The sequence below is a fragment of the Candidatus Omnitrophota bacterium genome (assembly GCA_030688425.1).
In the GTDB taxonomy this organism is placed as follows: domain Bacteria; phylum Omnitrophota; class Gorgyraeia; order Zapsychrales; family JANLHA01; genus JAUYIB01.
In genome coordinates, this window is sequence record JAUYIB010000012.1 from 96,862 (window position 1) to 121,218 (window position 24,357).

A 24,357-nucleotide genomic window follows, 5' to 3' on the forward strand; every position below is an offset into this window, starting at 1 on the left:
CCTTGCCGGATCCGGCAAATCCTGTTAAATTGAGGCCCTGGTATTTCGTATTCATCCATGAGCGGGCTTTCCGGCCAGGGCAAAACCCGCAACCCCTGATCCCTGATGACAAAATTGATCTTGCATAAATTCCCCCGGGCCGGCTCCGGCCTCGCGCTCGCGGTCCAGATCCTGTTCGCCTGCGTTCCGCCGGCGGCAGCCGACGAGTCCATCCCCATCACCGGTTTTCATATCAACCAGGAGATATCTGCCTTGTCGGGCGTTCTGGTTTCCCGCCCCGACCCCCAGGACGAGGAGATATCCAAATTCATTGCGCTCCATCAAATCCGTTCGCTCGAAGATTATGCCCGCTGGTTGAAAGAAAACATCGCGTACCGGCGCAACGAGCGCCCTGACCGCTGGGCTACGCCGAAGGAAACCCTCGCCGTCCGCAACGGTGACTGCGAAGATTACGCGTTCCTCAACACGGCCGTCGCCCAAGTCCTGGGCTACCGCCCGCATGTCCTGGCCCTGGTCCGCAACGGCCGGGCCCACGCCATCTGCACCTTCAAGCACGACAAGACCTACGTCTGGTTCGACAACGCCAAACTGATCAAGACCGAAGCCGCCACCCTGGATGAATTCGCACGCTGGATCATGTCCCGGTACAATTATTCCTCTATGCTCGAACTGAACATCGACACCCGCAAATGGCAGGTCCTCTATTCCCCCCGACGAGCGTCGTGACGATCCGCTGACCTCATCGTCTTCATAATTCCCGCCACCGCCAGCACGCCCGCCAGCAAAACAGCCAGGATGGTCGCGCCCCAGTGTCCCACCAGAAAAGCCAGGATGCGGTAGGCAGGGCTTGCGCCCGTCTCCAGCCCGATGGCAAAAAACAGGATCGCCGCTGTTCCGGCGACACAAACAACGATATTCAAAACCATCCCGCAAGAAGTCCCTTGAATATTATTCCACGGTGTTTTTCCCATCGTCCCTCCTCGCCTCATGCCACTCAGAAAGTAGCGCGTTCCTAAAACTCCCGGGGATCGGGATACAAAAACCTGTACTCCAAACGTTTTTTTAATTTATCATTGCTGACGACTTTTCCCGGGCCGAGTCCGCCTTCCTCACGAAACGCCGGCGGAGAAAGCCCCATCTTCCGGGCGGCCTGCGTGTAAAGTTCCCGCCGGGTCGGATGGCCGTCGCAACAGGCGTTAAGAATCTCCCCGCGGATGTCCCGGCGGATGATCTCCAGAAGGATGGCCACCCCGTCCTGCTGATGGATCAGATTAACCGGCCGATCCCCTCCCGGCACATCCTGTTTCCCGGCCAGGAACCGCCCCACCGGACGGCCGGCCCCGCACAGGCCGGCGAAACGGACCACCGTGGCCTCAAAACGGGGATCGTGAAGAAAAAGCCCCTCGGCCTCGAGCAAAACACGTGAACGGGGATTGTCAGGCGCAAAGTCCGAGTCCTCCCGGGCCAGGGCCAGCGTATCGGGATAAACAGATGTTGAGCTGGTGAAAACAACGGATTTGACGGCTGACGATCCGGCAAGGCGGACGATGCCCCGGAGCTGCTGAAGATATACGGCCGGATCTTCAAAATCCCGGCGGAACGGGAGGGTAACAACAAGGGTCTCGGACGAAAAAAAATCCGAAAGGTTGTCTCCCCGGAGGTCAGGATCCGCCGCGAGCAGAAACGGCTGGATCCCTTCCGAAGCCAGAACCGTCATTTTGGACGGCGTTGTCGAGGAACCCCTCACGGAGGCGCCGGCTTTGCGGAGAGCGGCGGCCAGCGGCCGGCCCAGCCAGCCGCAGCCCAGGACACTGACAAAACGAGACTTCATCGGACCATCTTTCGCTGGCCTCGGCCTCAGGCTATCACGCTCGGCCGCCCGGAGCGCCGGCCGCCTGGACACGAGACGAAATCCCCGGATGAAAAACAGAAGGCCTCCCCTTAATGAGGGAGGCCTTCCGCCATGTTAAACCTGCCATGAACCGTTGTCACAAAAGATTATTTCAAATAGGACTGCATCGCGGCCCAAGTCTTCCGGCCGACGACCCCGTCCGCCTTGAGCTCATGGTCTTTCTGAAAATCGCTGATGGCCTTCTTGGTCTTGGCCCCAAGCTTGCCATCAACAGCCCCCTGATAATAACCGGCGTTTTTCAAGGCCTTCTGGACCTGCTCGGTGCTGGCGGAAACGCGGATGATGTCACCCGTCGCTCCGGACGATGACGAAGACCCCTCATCGCTGACCTTCACGGAGCGGGTCCGGGTCCTGTCCAGCTGATAAGACAGGTCTCTGACCTCGTCATTGAGACTCTTGATCTGGTCGTCCTTGTCTTCCGCCGCGCGCTCGAGTTCGGTCACGCGCATCTGCAACGAATCCACCGTTGCCTGCTTGTTTGCGGTCGCGCATCCGGAGATGAGCATTACAAAACTGAGAACCACCAGCCATCTTGTCACCACGTTCCCCCTCCTTTTTAAGTATCGAGTAAACGATTATTGATCTCGAAGAAATACCTGCCTGACTGACTCCGGCCCCAATCTCCTTCCAGCCGGATTGTGAGGGTATTCTATCACAAAGCCGTTCCTTGACCATGCTTATTCAAAAAATAAAGCCGGCCCGGGCAACGGACAAAACGGCTGTCAATACTTCACGGAGCACCCGTAAGATTTCGTGGCGGCAACGCTGACTTTTTTCCCGGCGACCGCCTCGTCCATGGCCTGGGTCACATAATTGACGGAATCCGCGATGTCCTGGGGATCGGTGGTCGGTTTGTCATCGATGGCGCCCTGATAAATCAGCGTCCCTTCGGGATCGATGATGAACATGTGAGGCGTGGTCTGCGCGCCGTACATCCGCCCGACCGCGCCGTCCGGATCCAGCAGGACCGCATCCGGGTCAGCGCCTTTCTCCTGAGTCAACTGTCCGGCCTGTTCAGGAGAACAGTGCCCCTGCTTCCCGGGGGAAGAAGAATTCACCGAAAGCCAGACAACGCCGAGGGCCCTGTATTTCTTCTGAAGCGCCTGCATGTTGCCGCTGTCATAATGCTTCCGGACAAAAGGGCAATCATGGTTCACCCATTCCAGAATGACATATTTACCGCGGTAATCCGACAGGGCGTGCTTTTGCTGCTCGGAATCCGTCAATGAAAAATCCGGCACAGCCTGGCCGGGCGAGACATCGGCCTTGACGGTTTTGGTACTGAACGCAATCAGTGTTGCCAGACAGACGCTGCCCGCAATCAACACAGAGCTCAAATATTTCTTCATGGACAACTCCTCCTTTCCTTTCTGAGACCATTCTCAAATCACGCGTACCATTTTAATGATTTTTCTCCGCTTTCTCAAGGAATTCCAGGACAATGCCCGGAGTCAAAATTTCAGGCAATATCCGCGGGGGCGCTCCCTCGAAAGAGGGGTATAGGACATACAACGGGATGCTGTTTTTCCCGTAGCGTTCCAGGGCCCGGGTGATCTCTTCATCCCGCCGGGTCCAGTCCGCTTTCAGAAGGGCAACTCCCATCTCCTGAAATTTCGCGAGCACGCGGGGATCCTGCAGCGCCACCCGCTCGTTGACCTGGCATGTCAGACACCAGGAGGCGGTAAAATCGACAAAAACCGGACGGCCTTCGCGGCGCAATTCTTCCAATTTTTCCATTGAGAAATCCTGCCATGGGCCTTCGGCCTGGACCAGGCGGCTCTTCTGCGAAAAAGTTCCCGGATCCGGAAGCCCCGCGGCCGCAATCCCGATCCCGGCCAGAACAAAAAACACCCCTCCCCAGCATAACCGTTGCTGTGTGCGAACCAAGGACGCCACAGAACCCAATCCCCACAGCCGGGAACCCGACGCGGCCAGCAGCAAACCGAACAGCAGGGAAACCACCGCCGGTTTCCCCGCCTGCAAACTCAATATCCAGGCCAGCCAAACCACTGTGGCCATCATGAAAAACCCGAAGACGGTCTTCATGTGCTCCATCCAAACCCCCGGCTTGGGAAAAACTTTAAGAAGGGCCGGGGAGCCGGCGCACACCAGATAAGGAAACGCCAGCCCCAGGCCCAAAAAGGAAAAGATTACCAGCGTAATCGGCCAAGGCTGGGTCAGGGCGACGCCGATGGCAGCCCCCATGAAAGGAGCGGTACAGGGCGTGGCCACCACAGCCGTCAAAAACCCGCTGGCGAACGCCCCCCATTCGCCGGTCCTCCCGGAGGGGACAGCGAGCCCCGGAGAAGAAAGCTCGAAGACTCCGAAAAAATTCATTCCGATCAGAAAAAATAAAAACGAAAGCCCGACAAGAAATCCCGGGGACTGAAACTGAAAACCCCAGCCCACCTGCTCCCCGGACCAGCGCAAGAACATCAGAATCCCCGCCAATATCCAGAACGACGCCAGTACGCCGGCCGTGAACAACCCGCCCTGCCTCCAGGACGACGTCCGCCGGCGCGAAGACTGCTGAATCAGATGAAAAACCTTCAATGATAAAACAGGAAGAACGCACGGCATCAGGTTCAGGATCAACCCTCCCAGGAAGGCGAAGATCATGGCCGCCGCAACCGGACCGGAGAAGAGGCCTCCGACTACTCTTTGTCCCGAAAACGGCTGCCGGACAACGGCATCAACCTGCAAGGCTCTGGATGTCCCCTCGCCTTGCCACCCCTGGTCGGAGACCAGGACACCTGTTAGCCGTTCCGGCACTTTAGACAACAAGGGGCTTTTCTCCAGACGCAAACGGTAAGCCTCGCCGTTCATTTCGGCCTGTGGCCGGACCGCATGACGAATCAGATCATTGCGCTCGGGAAAAAATTGGATGCCGGTGAGCGGATAAACCGCAGGACCGGATGGAACGATATCCATCAAGAATCCCGGGGCTTCCTCAAAAACTTTGATATCCCAGACGGAACCCTCCGACACCGGCAGGGACTGCCTGGCAAGGGCAAAAATACTGGTCCAGCGGAGATCGGGCTGGGGCGGCAGGGCGGCTACGGGCAAATCCAATGTTAAGTCCGCCTGCCCCGGGATGCACTCCACGCGGCAGGAGAGCCATTCCACATGAGCGCCGAGCGTCACGCGGTCCGAGGAAAGATGCGGACCCGGACGGATCTCCGTCAAGAGAAGGACCTCCCCCTCGTAACCGAAGCTGGCCAGGGGCGGCTGTTCGATCCGGTGAGGATACGGCCAGAGCAAAGGCCCGGCGTCAAACCCTTCCGGCAATTGCCAGCGCACGGCCGGGGCCATCCCGGAATCACCGGGATTCTCCCAATAGACATGCCACCCGCGATCCATCCGCATACGCAAGCCGACAAAAAAGGATCTCCCGGGTTGCACCGATACATCCTCGGCCACAAGCCCGACACGCGTATGGGCGATGGTGATGCCGCCCGCCATGGCCAAGGCCGGCGACGCCAGGGACACGAGGGCCAAGCATCCCAAGATCCTTACAAAAAAATGTCTCATAGATTTCCAACGAATTTTCATGGAAGAGACGAACCGGCAGGGAAAACCGTCATTGCCCCGGCTCGCCGGCAGGAGGATGAGGATCCTCGCCCGGAGGATTGGCCTGGCGCAGATCCTTCATCAGCTGGACATCCAGACTGCGGGGCAAGTTCGGAAATCGCTTATAGAATTCGTTAAAAGCTTCCGGCTGTTCATTGAGGATATGGATCGTGTATTCGAACCCGGGCTTGAGCACGGGAACCCCACCGAGCTTGACGGTCTCCTTGGTCCCGGTGACCTTCAGGGTGCCAAGATAAATGATCTTCTCGGGCCGGACTTCAAACGCCACGTCCATGTCCTCGGTGGCCATGGTCGAACCCACGGGAATGGACAAAGACCGGATCCGGTAACTGCCCATCGGAAGCTCAATAAAAAAATAATCCGGTCTGACCGTTTCAGAGTTCCAGGGGAATTCCTGCTGGCGTGTTTTATCACCGATGACAAGATCATAAGTTTTCGCCGGATCTTTCTGATCAATGATGGACAACTTGATGTAGCTGGCCTTGACCACCCCCTCAAATTCCGTTTTGGCAAATATCATCCCTTTCCGAATTTGGGGCACGGGCGGCTTGACGGATGGGCCGACGGCGGATTTGGAAGCCTTCGCCACAGGATCCCCTTCCACCGGCAGTGGCTGAGGCGCGGGGCGCACAGGGGCTGTTGCGCATCCCGAAAAAAACGCCAGGAAAAAGAAAATGGGCAATATTTTTTTCATGAAAAAAGACTTTAAGATTTACGGGATAAAATCTGAGTTAGTTTAGCAAAGAAGCGCCGGGCAGTTCAAGCATTTTTAATATTTGCGGGGCATAATGTTCACACCTGGGGCAGGAACCGCGCATCATTTGCTGGCGCAAATCAAAAAAAGACCCCGGCTGTCCTGACGTTGGGCAAGGCATCGACAAGACCCCGCATGATTTGCTGGCGCAAATCAAGGCTGCGGGGTTTGTTCGCACAGATGGCTTGCGTCGCTGAGGCTCCGCAAGCCATGTGCTCACAAAAAATAGCGGGAGGACCGGGGGGGCCTCCCGCTAACCGTGGTTGGTGATGAGCTTTAAGCTTGGTAGCTTAAGTCAACGTCACCGGCTTCTTGGGGGAGAAGAGTTTAGATTTCCACAATATATGGATCCTCAAGGTATGGCAAAAATCCACCTTGAGCTGAGTTCGTTCCTGCGCGATATAAAAATGCCCTTTGACGCGGAACGAGAACTGCTCTTCACAGGTCCTCGTATTGAAACGTTTCCGAATATACACTTCCGGGCAGACAGGCGGCAGAGGGGCAGCATCGGCTTGGGAGATAAAATAGATGAAACTCTTGCGCACATGCGTCTTACAGTCTTTATCCTCGGAATTTTCGCTGATACAAATCAGCTTCCGTCTATGCTCCAAGGATTGCTTCTTCTTGTATATAATATCTCGCATGTCTCTCCCCTCTTTATGTCTCGACGGACCAAAACGATCCAGCTATCGCGAGTATAACATGCCACCCCTTTGAAACAAGGGGTTTGGGACGCCTCCGGGAAAGCGTTTTCCTGAGGGAATCAGCCTGCGCCTTTGCAACAATGCCCACAGCCATAAAGAGTTAGAACAAACCCTTAAAATACAAAAAGGATGTTTTCCGGCTTTTCAACTCTCTGTCAATGTAGCAGTTATGCGCCTGCTCAAAAGACAAAATTTTTAAAAAAGATTTTATTTATGAAGCAGACTAAAAAAGGCGAGAATGGATATGGGGGGAGGATAAAATCACGAAAAAAATTAATCGTTTTTCAAGGGGGTGCGGCGGAACGGCCAATTGACCTGCGGCTCTTTGCCTAAAAAAAGCCGCTGGATATTGGGGCGGTGGCGGAGAACGACAAAAACGCAGAAAATGACTCCCAGGGTGACAACTCCCAACGATTGCCTTGTGGCGAGAATGATCGCAGGAAGAAGAATAGAAGCAATGATCGAAGCCAGAGAAACATACCCCGTCACCAAAAAAACAACCGCCCAGGCCAGGAGACAGGCCAGAACAGCGATCCCCAAGCCAGGGATATTGATGGCCAACCCTATCAGAACGCCAAGACTGGTCGCTATCCCTTTGCCGCCCCGAAAATTCAGGAAGATCGTCCAGTTGTGACCGACCACCGCGCACAGGCCGATCGCCACCAGAGAAAAGACCTGGGTGAGCCCCGCAACTGGAGCCACAAACGCCGTCGGGACCAATCCCTTGGCAATGTCCAGAAGAAGCACCGCAATCCCCGGGCCTTTGCCCAGGACGCGAAACGTATTGGCGGCGCCGATGTTGCCGGAGCCGAACTGACGGATGTCGATTTTCTTATAAATTTTCCCGAAAATGTACGCCGTTGGAATGGCGCCGATCAAATAACTAACGGCGCAGGCCAGACCCAATGAGACCAGCAGAGGCATCAGTTTTCCCTCTCAATGTTCGACCGGTTCACGGACAAAATCCGGCGCACGGAGCGTTTCTTTGTGGGGATCGTTCAGGAGTCTCATTCCCCGAAAGAGATAATCCGTGCCGGAAACAACGGTGAATGCCAGCGCCGGGATCCAGACAGCCATGGCCATCGGCCCCTGTAAAAGCAGCCAGATCACAGCGCAGCACTGTGCAAAAGTGGAGATCTTCCCCCAACGCGTGGCCTGGGCCGAGAACTGGCCATTATGAAAAATCAGAATCAGCCCTGCGCCGATCAAAAGAATCACGTCACGGCAGATCACGGCAATGACCAGCCACAAAGGGAACCTGATATGCGGCAGCTGGGGGCCGATAAGGTACAGGCAAAGGAACGCGCTCATCAAGAGCAGCTTGTCTGCCAGGGGGTCCAGAAGGACGCCTGCCGGGGATCTTTGCTCCCAACGGCGGGCAATGTACCCGTCAAAAATATCCGATCCCACAGCCAGCAAAAATATTCCCAGGGCCACAAAACGCAGATAATCTTTCCCGGGCGCATAATAAAGCACGGAAAGGATAAAAAACGGGACGGCCAGGATCCGAAAGATCGTGACCTTGGTGGCAAACGTAAAGCTCATAGCCCGCCCCCTCCCTCATTCTTCCAGAATGTTCAACGCAACGTTGTGCTCGGGGCACAAATCGACCCGGGCAGAAAAACGCTTCCCATCCACCGGGCAGTATTTGATGACAACATTCCCCTGGACGGCGTTGGAAATGGATTCCACCGCCGCGTGGGCTTCCGGGTCCCGCCGGACCTCGTAGGCCAAATTCTTCAAATCCTCCGCGTTGACATCCCGCCCGCTCACCGCACCGACCACAGACGTCAGCGCCTCCTCGGCCTCGCGGGACGATTCCCCCTGGGCCGCCGGGACAGGAGCGGCGGCCTGCCGGAGCGTGGCGCACCCGGCGAAAAAAACTGTCAACATCAGCGCTCCCCGCAGCATGTTCATGAACGCCTCACTTGATCAAACGGAGCCGGTTGGGAGGCCAGTAAATCAATTCCGCTTTGCCGATCACGTCGCCTTCCGGGACAAAACCCCAATACCGGCTGTCATGGCTTGAGGCGCTGTTGTCCCCCAGGACGAAATAATACCCCGACGGCACCGTGATCTTCTGCCCGGGCTGGGCATACTGCCCTTTATTGTAATAATAAATATTTTTGATCACCGGCGACTGGATAAGCTGGCCGTTGATGTAAATGTCCCCGAACTTGATCTCCACCGTTTCTCCCCCGGCGGCGATCAACCTCTTGATAAAATCGCGCTTGGGGTCCTCGGGATACTTGAAAACGACCACGTCCCCCCGCCTGGGCTTCGAAAACCCCGGGAGGCGGAAATGCACAAAAGGAACCAGCGGACCGTAGCGAAGCTTGTTGACCAGCAGACGGTCGCCGATCTGCAGCGTTTCCTGCATGGAACCGCTGGGGATCTTGAAGGCCTGGAAGAAAAAAGTCCGAATGAACATCGCCAGGACAAAAGCGATCAGGATCGATTCCACCCAGTCCCGGGCGACCGATTTGATCCGGACCTTTTTGGTTTCCTTCGGCATCATGCTGTCTGACCACGTCATCGATTCAGCTCCTCAACATCACTAAATTTTCAGGGCGATAAGGAACGCTTCCTGGGGCACTTCCACGTTGCCCACCTGCTTGAGTTTTTTCTTGCCTTCCTTCTGCTTCTCCCACAATTTGCGCTTGCGCGTGATGTCCCCGCCGTAACACTTGGCGGTCACGTTCTTTCCGACGGACTTGACCTTGGCGCTGGACACGATCCTCCCGTCGCAGGACGCCTGGATCCGGACCTCGAAGAGCTGCTGGGGGATGACGTCCTTCAGCTTCGTCACGAGATTCAATCCCTTGTCATAGGCCCGCTCTTTATGCACCAGGCAGGAGAACGCGTCGCAGATCTTGTCGTTGATCAGGATGTCCAGTTTGGCGATCTGGGCCGGCAGATAACCCTTGAATTTATAGTCGATCGAGCCGTACCCGCGGGTCACGGATTTGATCAGGTCGTTGAAATCAATGATGACTTCAGAAAGGGGGATGTCGAACACGACCCGCATGCGGTCCGAGACGTATTCGCTTTTCTGGTAAATCCCCCGCTTGCGCTTGGCCAGCTCCATGACCTTGTCCATGGCCGAAACCGGGGTGAGGATCGCCACCTCCAGGTACGGCTCCTCAACGCGCTCGATCTGGTTGGTATCGGGCAGCTGGGACGGATTTTCGAGCTCAATGATCTCTTTCGTTCCTCTCATCACCACGCGGTATTTGACGTTGGGCGTTGTCAGGACCAGGTTCAGATCATACTCCCGCTGGAGACGCTCCTGGACGATCTCCATGTGCAGCAGACCCAGGAAGCCGCAGCGGAACCCATGGCCGAACGACTCCGAGGTTTCCAGCTCATAGACGAAACTCGGATCGTTGAGCCGCAGTTTTTCGATCGCCTCGCGCAGATTCATGAAATCGCCGGGATTGACCGGATAAACGCCGCAGAACACCAGAGGATTCAGGTGGCGGTATCCCTCCAGGGGTTTTTCCGTGGGACGGGCCGCCTCGGTGACCGTGTCCCCGACCCGGGCTTCGCGCGTTTCATGCAGGTTGCAGGTGATATACCCGACCTCGCCGCAGGCCAGCTCGCCCACCTTCCGGGCCTCGGGCGTAAAAACGCCGACCTCCTCAACGGTGTATTCCTTCTGCGTATGCATCATGCGGACGCGCATCTGCGGACGGACCACGCCGTTCATGATCCTCACATAGACAATGACCCCTTTATAAATGTCGTATTTCAGATCGAAGATCAGCGCTTGCAACGGCTGGCCCTCATTACCCTCCGGGTGAGGGATAAAGGCAATGATCTTCTCGAACAGCTCCTTGATGCCGATCCCTTCCTTGGCCGACACAAGGACGATGTCCTTGTCCTTAAACTTGAAAATGTCCACCATCTCGCGCCGGGCGCGTTCGATATCGATGTTGGCGATGTCGATCTTGTTGATGACCGGAAGGATCTCCAGGTTGTTTTCGATGGCCAGGTAATAGTTGGCGACCGTCTGGGATTCGACCCCCTGGGACACATCGGTGACCAGGAGCGCCCCCTCGCAGGCGCGCAGGGATTTTTCCACCTCATAGGTAAAATCCACGTGGCCGGGGGTGTCGATGAAATTGACGACGTAGTCCTGCCCGTCATCCGCCCGGTAATTCAGGCGCACGGCCGAGGCCTTGATCGTGATCCCGCGCTCGCGCTCCAGGTCCATGTCGTCCAGGAGCTGGTTCTTGAACTTGCGCTCGTCGATCGCCCCGGTGAACAGCAGGAGACGGTCCGCGAGCGTGGATTTTCCATGGTCCACGTGGGCGATGATGGAAAAATTTCGGAGTTTGGATTTGTCCATAGGATGGAACCCCAAGGGCTTTAGTCCGTGGGCCCTCTGCATGACCCGTCTGCGTCCCGCAACTTTCGTGCGGGACTTCGCCGGGTTCATCCGTCTTCGCAACTTGAACGGTGGAATCCGGCGTAGCCGGAAACTTTCGTTCGCCTTGCTTCCCAGACTGAAATATTAGGCTCCGGCGAAGACGGATGATTTACGAACGGCGGAGATGTTCCAGCATCTTCCCGACAACCTGGTCCACGGTCAGTCGGGTCGAATCGATGAGCACGGCGTCCTCGGCCTTGAGCAGCGGCCCGGCTTTCCGGGTCAGGTCCTTCTGGTCCCTGTCGATGATCTCCCGGCGCAATTTTTCCGCCTCGACGGCCTGGCCCTTGGCCACCAGCTCTTTCAGCCGGCGCTGCAGCCGCTCGTCCACGTCGGCGTCCAGATAAAATTTCCGGGTGGCCTTGGGAAAGATCACCGTGCCGGCGTCCCGGCCCTCGACCACGATGTCCGTCTTGCGGCCGATGGCCTGCTGCCAGGAGACGAGAATCTCCCGCACCTTCGAGGCGCGGGCGATGTAATAGGTATTGTTCGTGACCTCAAGGGTACGGATCTCGGCGGAGACGTCCTCGCCGTCCAGATAGACCTTCAGCCCCGAGGCCGGGTTGCCTTTCAGGTCGATCTCCGTTTCGCGGGCCAGCCGGACCAGGGCGTCCTCGTCCGTCAAATCCATTTTCCGGCGCAGGGCCTTGAGCGTCAGGGCCCGGTACATCGCCCCGGTGTCAAGGTAAGAAAAACCAAGACGCCCGGCCAGGGCCTTGGCCACCGTGCTTTTTCCGGCGCCCGCGGGCCCGTCAATGGTGATGACGGTCGTGCCGGACGTCGCCGGGACGTTAGCCGAGGGCATCGCGCTTGGTTTTCGCATTTTTAAAAAGGGTGGTGAGAGACTGCTGGTCGTCGCCGATGATGGCCTTCCTTACGGCGGCGAGATGTTTGACGAATTCGTCAATCGATGCCACCAGATTTCTCTTATTGGCCATGCAGATATCAATCCACATCTGGGGATTCGAGGAGGCGATCCGCGTGGTGTCCTTGAGGCCCTGGGCCGCGTATCCCAGGCTGTCGTCCGGGATGGAACCCATCAAAGAGTAGGCCACGACATGCGGCAAATGGCTGATGAACGCCAGGGCCTTGTCGTGATCGTCCGGGGCAAGGAACTTGACGCTGGCCCCCACCTTGGTCCACAGTTCCTTGACCCGGTCGCAGGCGATCTTATTGGTCTGCTCAACCGGTGTCATGAGACAGATGGAATTTTCAAAAAAACCGGAGGAGGCGAACTCCGCCCCTCTCTTCTCGGACCCGGCCAGCGGGTGCGAACCGACAAAATGCGCGTGCGGCGGCAGATACTTCTGCGCGGCGCTCACGATGGCGGCCTTGGTGCTCCCCACGTCCGTGATGATGCAATTGCGTTTCAGGTACGGGCCGATCCGGGGAAGGAGCGAGGCAATGATGCTGACCGGGGTCGAGAGGATCACCAGGTCCGCGTTGCTGACCGCGTCCTTGATGTCATTCGACGCCTTGTCAATGGCGTTGTTCTTAAGGGCCGTGGTCAAAGACGAGCTCTGTTGGGACACCCCCACGATCTCAAAAGCCAGCTTGCGCTGCTTCATGGCCATTCCCAAAGAACCGCCGATCAACCCCACCCCGATGACGGTGACTTTTCGAAAAAGAAATGATGGTCGAAAGGTAATCAAAGGTTTTTCCTCACTGTTGTGTTAAAGAATGGTTTCAAATGTCCCGGCCAACGGCGTGGGCCACTGCCTTCAGTTCTTTCATCAGAATCCTGAAATTCTCCGGCACAAGAGACTGGACTCCGTCCGACAAGGCCTCTTCGGGATTGTCGTGGACCTCAATCATCAACCCGTCGCAGCCCGCGGCTACCGCCGCCTTGGCCACGCTCCCCACCAGTCCCCATCGCCCCGTGCCGTGGCTGGGATCCACGATGATGGGCAAATGCGAAAGCTGTTTGACAACGGGAACGGCGTTGATGTCCAGGGTGTTGCGCGTGGCGGTCTCAAACGTCCGGATCCCGCGTTCACAGAGCATGACATTGAAGTTCCCCTGTGAAAGGATATACTCCGCCGACATCAGAAGGTCCTTGACCGTGGCGCTCAAGCCCCGCTTGAGCAAAACCGGTTTCTGCGTCTTTCCCACTTCTTTGAGCAACGAAAAATTCTGCATGTTCCGCGCCCCGATCTGAAAGGCGTCCGCGTAGCGGGCGATAAGATCGACGTCGCGCGGGTCCATAACTTCCGTGATGGTCGCGAGCCCCGTGGCCTTGCCGACATCCCGGAGATACTTCAACCCTTCCTCGCCGAGCCCCTGAAAATCGTACGGCGATGTCCTGGGCTTGAACGCCCCGCCGCGCAGGACCGTCGCCCCCGCCTCTTTGACCTTCCGGGCGATGAGGAGCAGCTTGTCATACCCCTCGATGGAACAGGGGCCGGCCATGACGATCAGCTTCTTCGCGCCAGCCTTGCTGTGCTCGGAAAGATTGATGACGGAATCTTCTTTCTTGAACTCCCGGGACACCAGCTTGTACGGCGCCAGAACCGGCATCACTCTTTCGACGCCGGGGAAGACCTCCAGAGGGGTCACGCGCAGGACGTCTTCCGGGCCGATAAAACCGATGATGGTCCTTTCCACCCCGCGGGAAATATGGGCCTTGAGCCCAAGCTTTTCCGCTTTTTCAACAATATGCTGAATCTGTTCTTCGGTTGCCCCTGACTTAAGAATAACGATCATTGTTCACTCCCCTGATGGTCTTTGTGAAATTGGCTTATTGCTCCTTCAAGACCCGTTGCAGGGCCTTGAGGAAAATCTGGTTCTCTTTGGCGGACCCGATGGTCACACGGATAAACTGGGACAGCCCCCAGACGTCCATATCCCGGACGATCACGCCCCTTTTCAACAACGCCGCGGACACGAACGACGACGGCCGCCCCGCATCCACCAAAATGAAATTCGTCACGCTCTCCATGAAATGGACGCCCAGCCGGCGCAGGCCGGCGTACAACACCTTCCTCTGCGACTCCACCAACGCCGCCTTGCGGCGGTAATACCCCTGGTCATCAAGACAGGCCAGGGCCGCGGCCTGGGCCACAGAATTCACGTTGAACGGCTCCCTCACCCTGTTCAAGATGTCCACGAGATCTTTGGGGGCGATCCCATAGCCGATCCGCAAACCCGCCAAACCATACAATTTGGAAAACGTGCGCGTGGTCACGAGGTTGGGGAACGCATCCTGCATCCGGATGGTGTCCGGATAATCCTTGGCGCGGACATATTCATAATACGCCTCGTCCACCAGGACGATCACCTGCGGCGGAATTCTCTGCAAAAATGCCGTCAGCTGCTCCCGGTTGACATAGGTCCCGGCGGGATTGTCCGGGTTGCCGATGATGACCAGCTTGGTCCGTTCGGTCACCGCGCGCGCCATTCCGTCCAGATCGTAGCGGAAATTTTTCAGGGAAACGGCCCTGATCGCGGCTCCGGCCAGCCTCGAGGCGATGTCATAGACCAAGAACGACGGCTTGGCGATCACGACCTCGTCGCCTTCGCCGACAAACGCATTGATCAGCAAGACAATGATCTCGTCCGAACCGTTGCCGAAGACCAGCCGGTCGGGCCGCACCCGCAGCCTCTTGGCCGCCTCCTTGCGCAAAAGGAAACAGCTCCCGTCCGGATAGCGATTGATGTTTTTCGCTTCCTTGAGGATGGCGCGTAAAACTTTCGGGGAGGGGCCGAACGGCGTTTCGTTTGAGGCGAGTTTGATCACCTGCTTAAGGCCGAGCTCGCGCTTGACCTCATCGATCGGCTTGCCGGGGCGGTAAGGCTCCACCGTCCATATTCTTTCTTTGACAGGATATCGCATACGTCCTTGCGAAAGTTTTCATGCCAGTACGGGATAGGATCCAAGGACCTTCAGGTACTTGCACATCTCTTCCAGCTGGCCGAGGGCCCGTTTAACATTTTTGTCTTCACGGTGCCCTTCAAAATCCACAAAAAAGTAGTAATCCCAGGCCTTTTTCTTCGACGGGCGGGACTCGATTTTCGTCAGGTTGATCTTATTCCTGAAAAAAGGTGTCAGCATCGCGTGCAGGGCGCCGACCCTGTCCTTGATGGAAAACAAAATGGATGTCCGGTCCGTCCCCGTTGGCGCGGCGTCTTCCACGCCGATCACCAGGAACCGGGTCGTATTATGCGGGATATCGTTGACGTTCTGCCGGACGACAGGAACGCCGTACGCCTCCGCCGCCTGCCTGGAAGCGATGGCCGCGGCCCCCTTTTTCCCGGCCACCATCTTCACCGACTGGGTGGTGGACGAAAGGCTGATCTGCGCGGCTTTGGGCAGGTGCCCTTTCAGCCAGCTGCGGCATTGGCCGAAGACATTGGGGTTCGAATAAACGACTTTGATCTTTTCCAAAGGTGACCGCGAGATCAGGCAATGCTCGATCTTTTGCAGGACCTGGGAGCAGATCTTTAAATCGGAATCCACCAAAAGGTCGAAGGTGTCGGTCACCGCCCCTTCCGTTGAATTCTCGATGGGGACAACGCCGTAATCGCAATCGCGCAATTCGACTTTCTGAAATACCTCGTAAATATTTCCGCAGGAATCAATGCTTACCTGCGAACCGAATTTCTTGCGGGTGGCGAGATACGAATATGCGCCTTCCGTCCCCAGACAGGCCACCTTGAGCGGTTTTTCCAAGGCCAGGGACCCGGACATGATCTCCCGGTAAATCGCCTCGCAGGCGCTGACCGTCATCGGCCCCTTGTTCAGGGCCTTGATCCGGGCCAGGACCTGCTTCTCCCGGGCCGGGGCGTAGATGCCTTTTTTGCTTTTAATTTTCTCCCGCCCAATGGCCATGCTCAGCCTGGCGCGCTCGTTCAAAAGCGCCATCAGATGAGAATCAATCGCGTCTATTTTTTTTCTTAATTTTTGCAGTGTCATGATTCCATCGTCTTTTCTTCCGCAGAGACCTCGCGGGGTTCGTCAACCCGCCCACCGGCCGCCGGACTGTCCGTCGCGGAATCGGCCTCGGGCTGGCTTTCGCTCATTTCCTCCATGACCCGCTTGAGGTCCATGGCATTTTCCGGCTCCGCCGGTTCGGCCGGGTCTTGAAATCCCGCCTGGGACGCGGCCCTGGCCTCGGCGGCCTCGATGCTTTCCGGAGATCCCGTGTCCGGCTGCCCGGATTCTTCCGCGGGGGATGCCGGGGCGTCGGGGACCGATTCCAGGTCCCGGGGAGCCGTGCCGGCATCCGGGGCCGGATTCACCGTCCCCGGAGTTTCCACGCCCGGCTGCAGGGCCGGAAAATCCTCGAGCTTGGGCAGGTCCTTCAAAGACTTGAGCCCGAAATATTCCAAAAATAATTTTGCGGTTCCGTACAGATACGGGCGCCCCGGAACATCCTTGCGCCCCACGATCTTGATGAGCCCTTTGTCCAGCAGATGCAGGACGACCCCGTCGGAGTTCACGCCCCGGATCATCTCGATGTCCGAGCGGGCCATGGGCTGCTTGTATGCGATGATGGCCAGGGTTTCCAGCGCCGGCCGGGAGAGTTTCTCCTTCACCCGGGTCTTGAAAAAATTACGGATGAACACCGCATATTCGGGGCTGCTCAGCATCTGATACCCTCCGGCGATCTCGGCGATCACCATGCCCCGCAATCCCTTGTCGTAGTCGTCCTTCAATTCCTGGATGAGCGCCTTGATGTCACCGGGAGGGATCGTCTCCAGCGCTTCCTGGAACTGCTCGAGGGTCACGGGCTTGTCGCTCACAAAGAACAACGACTCAATGGCGCCCTTGAGATAATCCTTGTTCGATTCATCCATCAGACGTTAATCCTTTGTTTATAAATTTCGTTTAACAGATCTTCCGTCGTCCCTATTCCGGGCGAACGCTCCAGGGCCTTGCGGATCATCTCCTGGGCCTCGGGCTTCTTGTATTGCAACTGCAATAAAACCGCCAGGGCTTCCTCCTGCCAGCCCGGAGCGGAAGCCAGAGGGGCAACAGCCCCCCGGTCCTTGATCAATCCATATTTTCCAACTTTACCCTGGAGCTTGGCAATGATTTCCTTGGATTTCTGCAGCCCGATTCCCGGCAGGGTTTTCAGGAAAGACTGGTCGCCTTCGTTGATCGCCTGGGCGATCTCCGAGATCGGCTTATTCAAGGCCTTGACCGCGGCCCGAGGGCCGATCCCCGACACCTTGATGAAGTGAAGAAAAAAATCCCGCTCGATCTCGTTTAAAAATCCCACAAGCACGTCATTGCCGCTGGAGGGTGTCAGCTGAAGATAATGATAAATGACCAGATCAATCGTCCCCTGCCCATCGGAAGGTCCCTCAATCCTTCCCAGGACCGAGACCGGCACCAGGACTTCATAACAGATGCCGTGGAGGTCAAGGATGACCGAATGTTCCCGTTTTTCAACCAGGCGGCCTGACAGTTTGACGATCATATCACGTGGTCGCGGGCTTGATCCGCGCGCCCGCTGCAAACGACAAGCGCCGGAGGCGGGACTCCTGCCGCTCGATATACGCAAACCCCAAAGCCAGGGCCAGCGCGTCGCTGGCGTCCAGCGTCAGCTTCTCTTCGCTGATCCCCAGGGTCCTGGCGACGACACTGCGGATCTGTTCCTTGGACGCATTCCCGTTACCCAAAAGGGCTTTGCGGATCCGCTTGACGGGATATTCGACGAGCCGCAGCTCCCGGTGGGCGCACAACAAACAGATCACTCCGCGCGCGTGCCCGAGGATGCATGCCGTGGTCGGATGCCGGTAATGCGCATACAGCTTCTCGATGACCATGACCTCCGGGGAATACTGCTGAATCACGGCGTCGAGATTGGAATACACCTTGCCGATCTTGTTTTGCAGAAGGTCCCTCGGCCTGGGCTCGACCGTCCCCGCCTCCAGCAGATGGACGGACCGGACGGCCCCGGGCTCACAGTCAATCACGCCGTACCCTGTGGCTTTCAACCCGGGATCTATGCCCAAAATTCGCATGATTACGCCGACTTTTCCAATTCTTCATCAGGGATGTCAAAATTGGCGTAAACGTTCTGGATGTCTTCGTGCTCTTCCAGGGCTTCCATGAGCGCGATGATCTGCTTGGCGTCATCACCCGCGAGCTTTACGCTGGCGTTGGGAACCTTCGTGATTTCCGAGGCGACCAGGGGGACCTTTTTCGCGTTGAGGGAGCTCTTGACAGACTCCAGCTTCGCGGGCTCGCAGGTGATTTCGAAATAAGCCGCGTCGCTTTTGATATCGTCCGCTCCCGCGTCCAGCACGATATCCATGAGTGCATCTTCGCTGATTTTGTCCTTCTCTATCGAAATGAAACCTTTCGACGTGAACATCCACGCCGTGCTGCCGGCTCCGGCCAGACTGCCGTTCTTCTTGGTCAGAATATTCCGGACCTCAGCGGTCGTCCGGTTCTTGTTGTCCGTCAAGCCTTCGATCAAAAAGGCCACCCCGCCCGGGCCGTACGCGTCAAACATGACCGTTTCATAAACAACACCCGGAAGTTCGCCCGTCCCTTTCTTGATGGCATTCTCAACGTTGCTGTTGGGCATATTGACTTCCTTGGCCCTGGCGATCGCCGCGCGCAGGCGGATATTCGTGTCCGGATTACCGCCGCTCTCTTTCGCCGCCGCCGTGATTTCGCGCGTCACCTTGGTAAACGCGGCCCCTCTCTTGGCGTCTGTAGCCGCTTTCTTGTGCTTGATCGTTGCCCATTTTGAATGACCTGACATGGAACCAACCTCCTCATTGCCGTGCTCTGGGATTTTCCGCCGTTTCTCCCGCCGGACTCATGGCCGGCAGAATTCCCGAGGAATAAACCCTTTTGTTACTTGATTGATTCTGTACATCCACGATACATCGTCGATGGACCCCATTGAAAATAGAACGAGCAAGCCAATAAGCCGAGTTCTGTCATCCAGGCGGTTCATTTGCATGAACGCGCCGGACGGCGGTTATTCCACTCACCCCGGGGATTGCTCCCCCCACGGACGAAAACCCGCGGGGCCTTGCCGGCCGGACTCTTGCAGCCAACCCGGAAATGTGACGAAGCGGATCCGCTTCGTTCCGCCGTTTGACCGGAGGATCTTTCCCTATTTGGCCTTGCTCCATGCAGAGATTGCTCGTTTCACCCCTCGACTCCTCGCTGCGCTCGTCGCTCAGGGTAAACCCTCTTACAAGGAATTTATACTGAGCGAGGCCAACATGTTGGCCGAGTCGAAGTATCGTCACTGTAGCTCTGATCCCGTAGCCCTGGCACCGCGAGGTGACAGGACAAAGGCCCTGCATTAACAGGGTGCATGATCCTTTGGAGCTCGGACTTTCCTCCCCTCCGCTTCCCGCGGAGAGGCAACCGCCTTGGCTTGCTCCTTTGCAATTGCTTCCCGCGCCAGTTTGTCCGCCTCGGTATTCTGTTCCCGGGGGACATGCTGAATTCGGAACTCCCGAATGCCGCGGAGCAGATGCTGAATCTGGTCAAAGAGCTGTTGTAACGCGGGATTTTTGATCTTGTACTCCCCGCGGATCTGCCGGCACATCAGTTCGCTGTCCGAATACACCGAAACTTTATCGGCCCGGAGGACCAGGGCTTCCTGGAGGGCGTAAAGAAGGGCTGTATATTCCGCAATGTTGTTGGTGGCCTGGCCTATCCCCTGGGTCAGCGCGCGGATGGTGACTCCGCCTTCGCGGATGACCGCCCCGATCCCGGCGGGGCCGGGGTTGCCGCTGCACGCCCCGTCCGTAAAAATTTCAAGTTCTTTTCCGCTCAACGTTCGCCCCCGCCCCTGTTCCTGCTCATCTCACATCTCATCTTCCAGGTACAGAATCCGCGTACACATCTCACAGCATATCATCTGGTCGTGCATCTTGATGGCGTTGATGACCTGGGGCGGAAGATTCATATAGCAGCCCCCGCAGGACATCCCCGCCACAGGCACGATCGCCAGCCCGTGCTTGTTGGCCAAAATTCTTTCATACCGGGACAACAGGGGCTTATTGACCTCCGGGGCGATCTGTCCGCGCTGGGCGTCCAGGGACCGGACCTTCTCCTCAATCGCCTTCAGCTCATCCTCAATCTGCTTTTTCTGTGCGGCGAATTTCTTCTCTTCCTCGGCCAGCACGGCTTTTTCCTGATTGATCTGCGCCGTGACGGCATCGGCCCGGTCATACGACATTAAAATTTTTTCCTCGGCCATCGACTTGTCGGCCCGGATTCCCTCGATCTCGGTGAGTTTGGCTGTGTATTCCCGGTTGGTCTTGATCAACGACAATTGGGCGTTGGATTTGACGATCGCGTCTTCCTTGGACTGAAGGTCCATTTCAAACGACTTTCGCTCGACCAGGATAGCTTTCAGCTTTTCCTCAAGGGCCTTGAGTCCGGCTTTCTTGCTTTCAAATCGGCTGGTAAGGTCTTTAAGGAGAACCGGCTTATCCCTCAGCTCGTTCTTGAGATTGTAAATCTGTACGTCAATTTTCTGAAGACTCACAAGCCTGCGTATCTGATCTATGAGCGTGACTTCCGGCACAAACCAATCCTTCCTTAAGCACAAACGCTGCAAAACCCCATGCAAGACTTCCCCCGGAACCGCAAATGAAATGGTGGGCACAGAAGGACTCGAACGTCGCGATCCTCCGCTACGCTGCGGATCCGCTCCTCACAGGGGCTCCGCCCCTATGACGCTCCCCCGCAGAAATGCTGCGGGGTCACTGTGACCCCGACGACGCGGGAAAATGCTTTTCCCGCACCCTTTGGGTTCGAGTCCTTGCTCGAACCGCATTTCAAATACTGGTGGGCACAGAAGGACTCGAACCTTCGACCTCTGCCATGTGAGGGCAGCGCTCTAACCAGCTGAGCTATGCGCCCGCCGTAAATCCCCAAACCTCAGGCGTCAACTTTACAAAAACTGAATTTTCCGTCCAGGACAGCGTCGCGGGCCGATATTCCCCTCACGCGCCCCAACACCTCCCGCAACCTGCCCGTCCGTCACTTATCCTGGGCCCAGAAGGACTCGAACCTCCGACCAAGTGATTATGAGTCACCTGCTCTCACCGACTGAGCTATGGGCCCGATATTGAATTCCCCTGCTGCGAGGCCCGACGCCTTGTCCTCTTCAGCGATCAAGTCCCGAGCCCTGCGAGGGACTGAGCCTATGGGCCCGAAATCAAAACTCCGGTTACAAGGCACTCCTCAAAGGCTGCCTTCGCCGCTACAGTCCCGGGCCCAGAAACAGGTTAAACGATGAGCCCGCGCGACCTTGCCTGCGATTGTTCTTGGCACAAAAATTTGTCCTTTAGAATATCACAAGAAAGCCGAACTTTCAATAAAATTCACGAGGGGAAGAGGTTGCAAACGAAAGGCAACGCGCTACGGGGCGGATTTGGAAGCCGGACGGTCAACGACATTGATCTTGAGAGTGGCGGACGGGTTCACCCCCTGGATGCTCATGCTGTAAACGCTATAAATTTCAAACTCCTTGGGCCTTTGAAAGCTCTCCCCTTTCAGCCGCAGAGAAATCGAATCCCCCGACCTCAAAATGACCGAGGCCCCCTGGCCGACCGCGCTGGTCGGATAGGTCCCCCAGGCCATGTTGTCGATGAGAAAATACAGATTTTCCGGCCCCATATGCCGGACCCACATATGGCGCTTGGTGACATTTTTCAGGACCACCTCGAACTCGATGTCCTCGCGCGTATAATACACGTCCTGCAGCGGCCTGAGCTCCATCCGGAGCGGCATGTAGGACTGCTGATGCTGGCCCAACACCATCCCGTATTTCTGGACCAACGGCATAAGGTCAAACTGCGTCCGGAGCAAATGCTTGTTCAGATAACCGGACATTTTCACATCCAGAAGTGGGAATGAAAAATTAAACGAGGTCGCCCGGGAGGGAAACGTTCTGTCATCGATCCGATCAATAGTCAGGCCAAAGGCGTAAGGGGTTTTATAGGGTCTCTCTGAAGTGCCTTTGTATTCATAAACGATCGCGTAAATCCCCTGCTGATTTTCATAAAGGGCGCTCGGTCCGAAGGCCGAAAGCTCTTTGTAATTCTCCTTTTCCGCGAGGACATCCTGATAGATGCTCAGGATCGCCTCATTGGCGATCTCCTTGGTCTTGGGATCAACCTGCCCGGAGGCCGGGTCCTCCCCCCGGACAACAGACGGAGACAGGGCCCAAAGGAAACACAGGAACAAAAGGGTTCTTTTCATGCCGTCTCTGTTCTTTTACGGTTAAACGTATTTCAATTATATCACAGGACAACCGGAATGCACTGCCCGCGAAGAAATTTAAGGACCCAAAGAAAAGGCCTGCCGAAAACACCGGCAGGCCTTTTCACGGAATACGGACAACGGGACAACCGCCTCAGAAGGACCCTTCCGCGTCGCGGGCCGCCATGTCCAAGAACGCCTTGATGCGGCGGGAACGGGTCGGGTGGCGCAGCTTCCTCAGCGCCTTGGATTCGATCTGCCGGACGCGTTCACGGGTCACGTTGAATTCGCTCCCGACTTCCTCCAGGGTCCGGCTGGTCCCGTCATGGATACCGAACCGGAGCTCCAGGATTTTTCTCTCGCGCTCATCCAGCGTTTCCAGGACGGAGGAAATCTCGTCCTTGAGCATCGAATGCAGGGTCGCGTTGGCCGGGGATACGGCCTTTTTATCCTCGATGAAATCTCCGAAATTCGTGTCACCCTCGTCTCCGATCGGCGTCTGTAAAGAGATCGGGACCTGGGAAATCTTGAGGATCTCCTTGACCTTGCTCACGGGGATGCGCATCTGCTTGGCGATCTCCTGGGCGGACGGCTCACGGCCGTATTCCTGCACAAAAAGCCTCGACACGCGGATGATCTTGTTGATTGTTTCCGTCATATGGACCGGAATGCGGATCGTCCGCGCCTGGTCGGCGATGGAGCGCGTGATGGCCTGGCGGATCCACCAGGTGGCATACGTCGAAAATTTATACCCGCGTTTGTATTCGAATTTTTCCACCGCGCGGATGAGGCCCATGTTGCCTTCCTGGATCAGATCCAAGAACGACAGCCCGCGGTTGATGTATTTCTTGGCGATGCTGACCACCAGTCGGAGGTTGGCCTCCACCAGAAGTTTTTTGGCCTTGTTGAATTTGGCCTGCCGGATCTTGATAATCCGCAGCTGCTCCTTGACCACATCCAGGGAGTCACCCAGTTCTTTCTGCAGCCCCAGTTTCTGTTTGCGGAGTTCCGAAACGCTCGGGACCTTTTTCTTGCCCTTGAGACCGCGGTCGACTTTTTCGATCGCTTCCACGATCTCGGTGATCCTGATCACCATGTCTTCGTTCACGGACGCGGTCAGCTTGAACTCGGCCAGATATCTCGCGGATTGTTCCGAGCCCGGCTTGGCGCGCTTGACCTGCTCTACGAGCTTTTGCAAATCCTTGATCAGCTTGGGACGGCGCTCCAGCTCGTCTTTGATCACATCCTCGACGTTGATCTCTTCGGCCAGGACCTTATGAATCGTGGCCAGGGCCTCCTTGCGCGCGTATTTGCTCAAAAACAGGGCTTCGGCGAACCTCTTCTCGGCTTCCTCGATCCGCTTGGCCAGCCGGATTTCATCCTCGCGGGACAACAGCGGGATGGAGCCCATCTGCTTGAGATACATCTTGACCGGATCGTCCAGGGGAATAAATTTGTCGGAATATTCGTCCTCCCGGCCCTGCTCTTCCCGGCTGCGGCGGATCTGCTGCTCGCGGGATTCTTCTTCCTCTTCCCCCCCGGCTGCTGCGGCGGCGGGAGCGGCATCTTCGGCCTCATCCGAATCCTCCTCGGAATCGACGACCTTGATGTCCTTGCCATCGAGGACGTCGAACACATGGTCGATGTCTTCCGAGGAATCGATCGATTCCGAAAGCGTCGCATTCACCTCATCAAACGTGAGAAACCCCTTTTTCTTCCCGAGCGTAATGAGCTTGTCAATGTCTTCCTTAAGAAGTTCTCTGCCTTTCATGC

At 56.8% G+C, this 24,357-nt stretch carries 25 protein-coding genes, 2 tRNA genes, 1 other RNA gene and 1 pseudogene; 1 reads left to right on the forward strand and 28 read right to left on the reverse strand.

Annotated elements, in window-relative coordinates; genetic code table 11:
- Positions 1-105 precede the first annotated feature (105 nt).
- On the forward strand, positions 106-726 hold the full coding sequence (locus Q8Q08_01485; GenBank protein ID MDP2652683.1) for a transglutaminase-like domain-containing protein: 621 nt from the start codon (positions 106-108) through the stop codon (positions 724-726).
- Here the strand turns inward: Q8Q08_01485 and Q8Q08_01490 are convergent.
- The 28 genes and pseudogenes from Q8Q08_01490 to rpoD all read right to left on the reverse strand — a co-directional run bounded on the left by Q8Q08_01490 (position 702) and on the right by rpoD (position 24,355).
- Entirely contained in the window at positions 702-971 is a 270-nt protein-coding gene (locus tag Q8Q08_01490) for a hypothetical protein (GenBank protein ID MDP2652684.1), read from the reverse strand. The two genes, Q8Q08_01485 and Q8Q08_01490, sit on opposite strands and share 25 nt — an antisense overlap.
- Before the next feature lie 41 nt (positions 972-1,012).
- Positions 1,013-1,831: an SDR family oxidoreductase gene (locus Q8Q08_01495; protein ID MDP2652685.1), complete on the reverse strand. Its 819-nt coding sequence runs from the start codon at positions 1,829-1,831 to the stop codon at positions 1,013-1,015.
- 167 nt (positions 1,832-1,998) lie between these two features.
- The gene (locus Q8Q08_01500; GenBank protein MDP2652686.1) at positions 1,999-2,454 is read right to left on the reverse strand and encodes a peptidoglycan-binding protein; all 456 of its coding nucleotides are present in this window, start codon (positions 2,452-2,454) and stop codon (positions 1,999-2,001) included.
- Positions 2,455-2,634: 180 nt separating this feature from the next.
- On the reverse strand, positions 2,635-3,261 hold the full coding sequence (locus Q8Q08_01505) for a thioredoxin family protein (GenBank protein ID MDP2652687.1): 627 nt from the start codon (positions 3,259-3,261) through the stop codon (positions 2,635-2,637).
- Positions 3,262-3,313: 52 nt separating this feature from the next.
- Complete coding sequence (locus Q8Q08_01510; protein ID MDP2652688.1) at positions 3,314-5,401, reverse strand: thioredoxin family protein; 2,088 nt, start codon at positions 5,399-5,401, stop codon at positions 3,314-3,316.
- 91 nt (positions 5,402-5,492) lie between these two features.
- The gene (locus Q8Q08_01515; GenBank protein ID MDP2652689.1) at positions 5,493-6,197 is read right to left on the reverse strand and encodes a hypothetical protein; all 705 of its coding nucleotides are present in this window, start codon (positions 6,195-6,197) and stop codon (positions 5,493-5,495) included.
- A gap of 350 nt (positions 6,198-6,547) precedes the next feature.
- Complete coding sequence (locus tag Q8Q08_01520; protein ID MDP2652690.1) at positions 6,548-6,901, reverse strand: hypothetical protein; 354 nt, start codon at positions 6,899-6,901, stop codon at positions 6,548-6,550.
- 333 nt (positions 6,902-7,234) lie between these two features.
- On the reverse strand, positions 7,235-7,885 hold the full coding sequence (plsY, locus tag Q8Q08_01525; GenBank protein ID MDP2652691.1) for a glycerol-3-phosphate 1-O-acyltransferase PlsY: 651 nt from the start codon (positions 7,883-7,885) through the stop codon (positions 7,235-7,237).
- A gap of 12 nt (positions 7,886-7,897) precedes the next feature.
- Entirely contained in the window at positions 7,898-8,506 is a 609-nt protein-coding gene (locus Q8Q08_01530; GenBank protein ID MDP2652692.1) for a CDP-alcohol phosphatidyltransferase family protein, read from the reverse strand.
- 15 nt (positions 8,507-8,521) lie between these two features.
- Complete coding sequence (locus tag Q8Q08_01535) at positions 8,522-8,854, reverse strand: hypothetical protein (GenBank protein ID MDP2652693.1); 333 nt, start codon at positions 8,852-8,854, stop codon at positions 8,522-8,524.
- Between the two features lie 31 nt (positions 8,855-8,885).
- Positions 8,886-9,497 (reverse strand): signal peptidase I, encoded by a 612-nt coding sequence (gene lepB / locus Q8Q08_01540; protein ID MDP2652694.1) that lies wholly within the window; start codon positions 9,495-9,497, stop codon positions 8,886-8,888.
- 21 nt (positions 9,498-9,518) lie between these two features.
- Positions 9,519-11,312 carry a translation elongation factor 4 gene (gene lepA, locus Q8Q08_01545; protein MDP2652695.1) on the reverse strand — a complete coding sequence of 598 codons (1,794 nt, stop codon included), beginning with the start codon at positions 11,310-11,312 and terminating at the stop codon, positions 9,519-9,521.
- A gap of 190 nt (positions 11,313-11,502) precedes the next feature.
- Positions 11,503-12,198 (reverse strand): (d)CMP kinase, encoded by a 696-nt coding sequence (gene cmk, locus Q8Q08_01550; GenBank protein ID MDP2652696.1) that lies wholly within the window; start codon positions 12,196-12,198, stop codon positions 11,503-11,505.
- Positions 12,185-13,045, reverse strand: a complete 861-nt coding sequence (locus Q8Q08_01555; protein MDP2652697.1) for a prephenate dehydrogenase — start codon at positions 13,043-13,045, stop codon at positions 12,185-12,187. The genes cmk and Q8Q08_01555 overlap by 14 nt, the downstream gene beginning before the upstream one ends.
- Before the next feature lie 34 nt (positions 13,046-13,079).
- Positions 13,080-14,096: a 3-deoxy-7-phosphoheptulonate synthase gene (aroF, locus tag Q8Q08_01560; GenBank protein MDP2652698.1), complete on the reverse strand. Its 1,017-nt coding sequence runs from the start codon at positions 14,094-14,096 to the stop codon at positions 13,080-13,082.
- A 34-nt stretch (positions 14,097-14,130) separates the two neighbouring features.
- Positions 14,131-15,225: a histidinol-phosphate transaminase gene (gene hisC / locus Q8Q08_01565; protein ID MDP2652699.1), complete on the reverse strand. Its 1,095-nt coding sequence runs from the start codon at positions 15,223-15,225 to the stop codon at positions 14,131-14,133.
- Between the two features lie 18 nt (positions 15,226-15,243).
- The gene (gene pheA, locus Q8Q08_01570; GenBank protein ID MDP2652700.1) at positions 15,244-16,305 is read right to left on the reverse strand and encodes a prephenate dehydratase; all 1,062 of its coding nucleotides are present in this window, start codon (positions 16,303-16,305) and stop codon (positions 15,244-15,246) included.
- A complete protein-coding gene (gene scpB, locus Q8Q08_01575) occupies positions 16,302-17,189 on the reverse strand; it encodes an SMC-Scp complex subunit ScpB (protein MDP2652701.1) in 888 nt (295 codons plus the stop codon). The genes pheA and scpB overlap by 4 nt, the downstream gene beginning before the upstream one ends.
- Positions 17,189-17,815, reverse strand: coding sequence for a Holliday junction branch migration protein RuvA (gene ruvA / locus Q8Q08_01580; GenBank protein ID MDP2652702.1), 627 nt, complete (start codon positions 17,813-17,815; stop codon positions 17,189-17,191). Before ruvA ends, scpB begins: the two co-directional genes overlap by 1 nt.
- A gap of 1 nt (position 17,816) precedes the next feature.
- Entirely contained in the window at positions 17,817-18,362 is a 546-nt protein-coding gene (gene ruvC / locus Q8Q08_01585) for a crossover junction endodeoxyribonuclease RuvC (protein ID MDP2652703.1), read from the reverse strand.
- Between the two features lie 2 nt (positions 18,363-18,364).
- The gene (locus tag Q8Q08_01590) at positions 18,365-19,111 is read right to left on the reverse strand and encodes a YebC/PmpR family DNA-binding transcriptional regulator (protein ID MDP2652704.1); all 747 of its coding nucleotides are present in this window, start codon (positions 19,109-19,111) and stop codon (positions 18,365-18,367) included.
- 151 nt (positions 19,112-19,262) lie between these two features.
- Positions 19,263-19,748, reverse strand: an RNA gene (gene rnpB, locus Q8Q08_01595) — RNase P RNA component class A.
- Between the two features lie 17 nt (positions 19,749-19,765).
- Positions 19,766-20,146, reverse strand: a pseudogene (locus Q8Q08_01600) (ribonuclease HI family protein).
- 30 nt (positions 20,147-20,176) lie between these two features.
- The gene (locus Q8Q08_01605) at positions 20,177-20,902 is read right to left on the reverse strand and encodes a C4-type zinc ribbon domain-containing protein (GenBank protein MDP2652705.1); all 726 of its coding nucleotides are present in this window, start codon (positions 20,900-20,902) and stop codon (positions 20,177-20,179) included.
- 261 nt (positions 20,903-21,163) lie between these two features.
- Positions 21,164-21,240, reverse strand: a tRNA-Val gene (locus tag Q8Q08_01610).
- A 130-nt stretch (positions 21,241-21,370) separates the two neighbouring features.
- Positions 21,371-21,444: transfer RNA gene (locus Q8Q08_01615), tRNA-Ile, on the reverse strand.
- A gap of 297 nt (positions 21,445-21,741) precedes the next feature.
- Positions 21,742-22,584: a hypothetical protein gene (locus tag Q8Q08_01620; GenBank protein ID MDP2652706.1), complete on the reverse strand. Its 843-nt coding sequence runs from the start codon at positions 22,582-22,584 to the stop codon at positions 21,742-21,744.
- Positions 22,585-22,738: 154 nt separating this feature from the next.
- A complete protein-coding gene (rpoD, locus tag Q8Q08_01625; GenBank protein MDP2652707.1) occupies positions 22,739-24,355 on the reverse strand; it encodes an RNA polymerase sigma factor RpoD in 1,617 nt (538 codons plus the stop codon).
- Between the last annotated feature and the right edge of the window lie 2 nt (positions 24,356-24,357).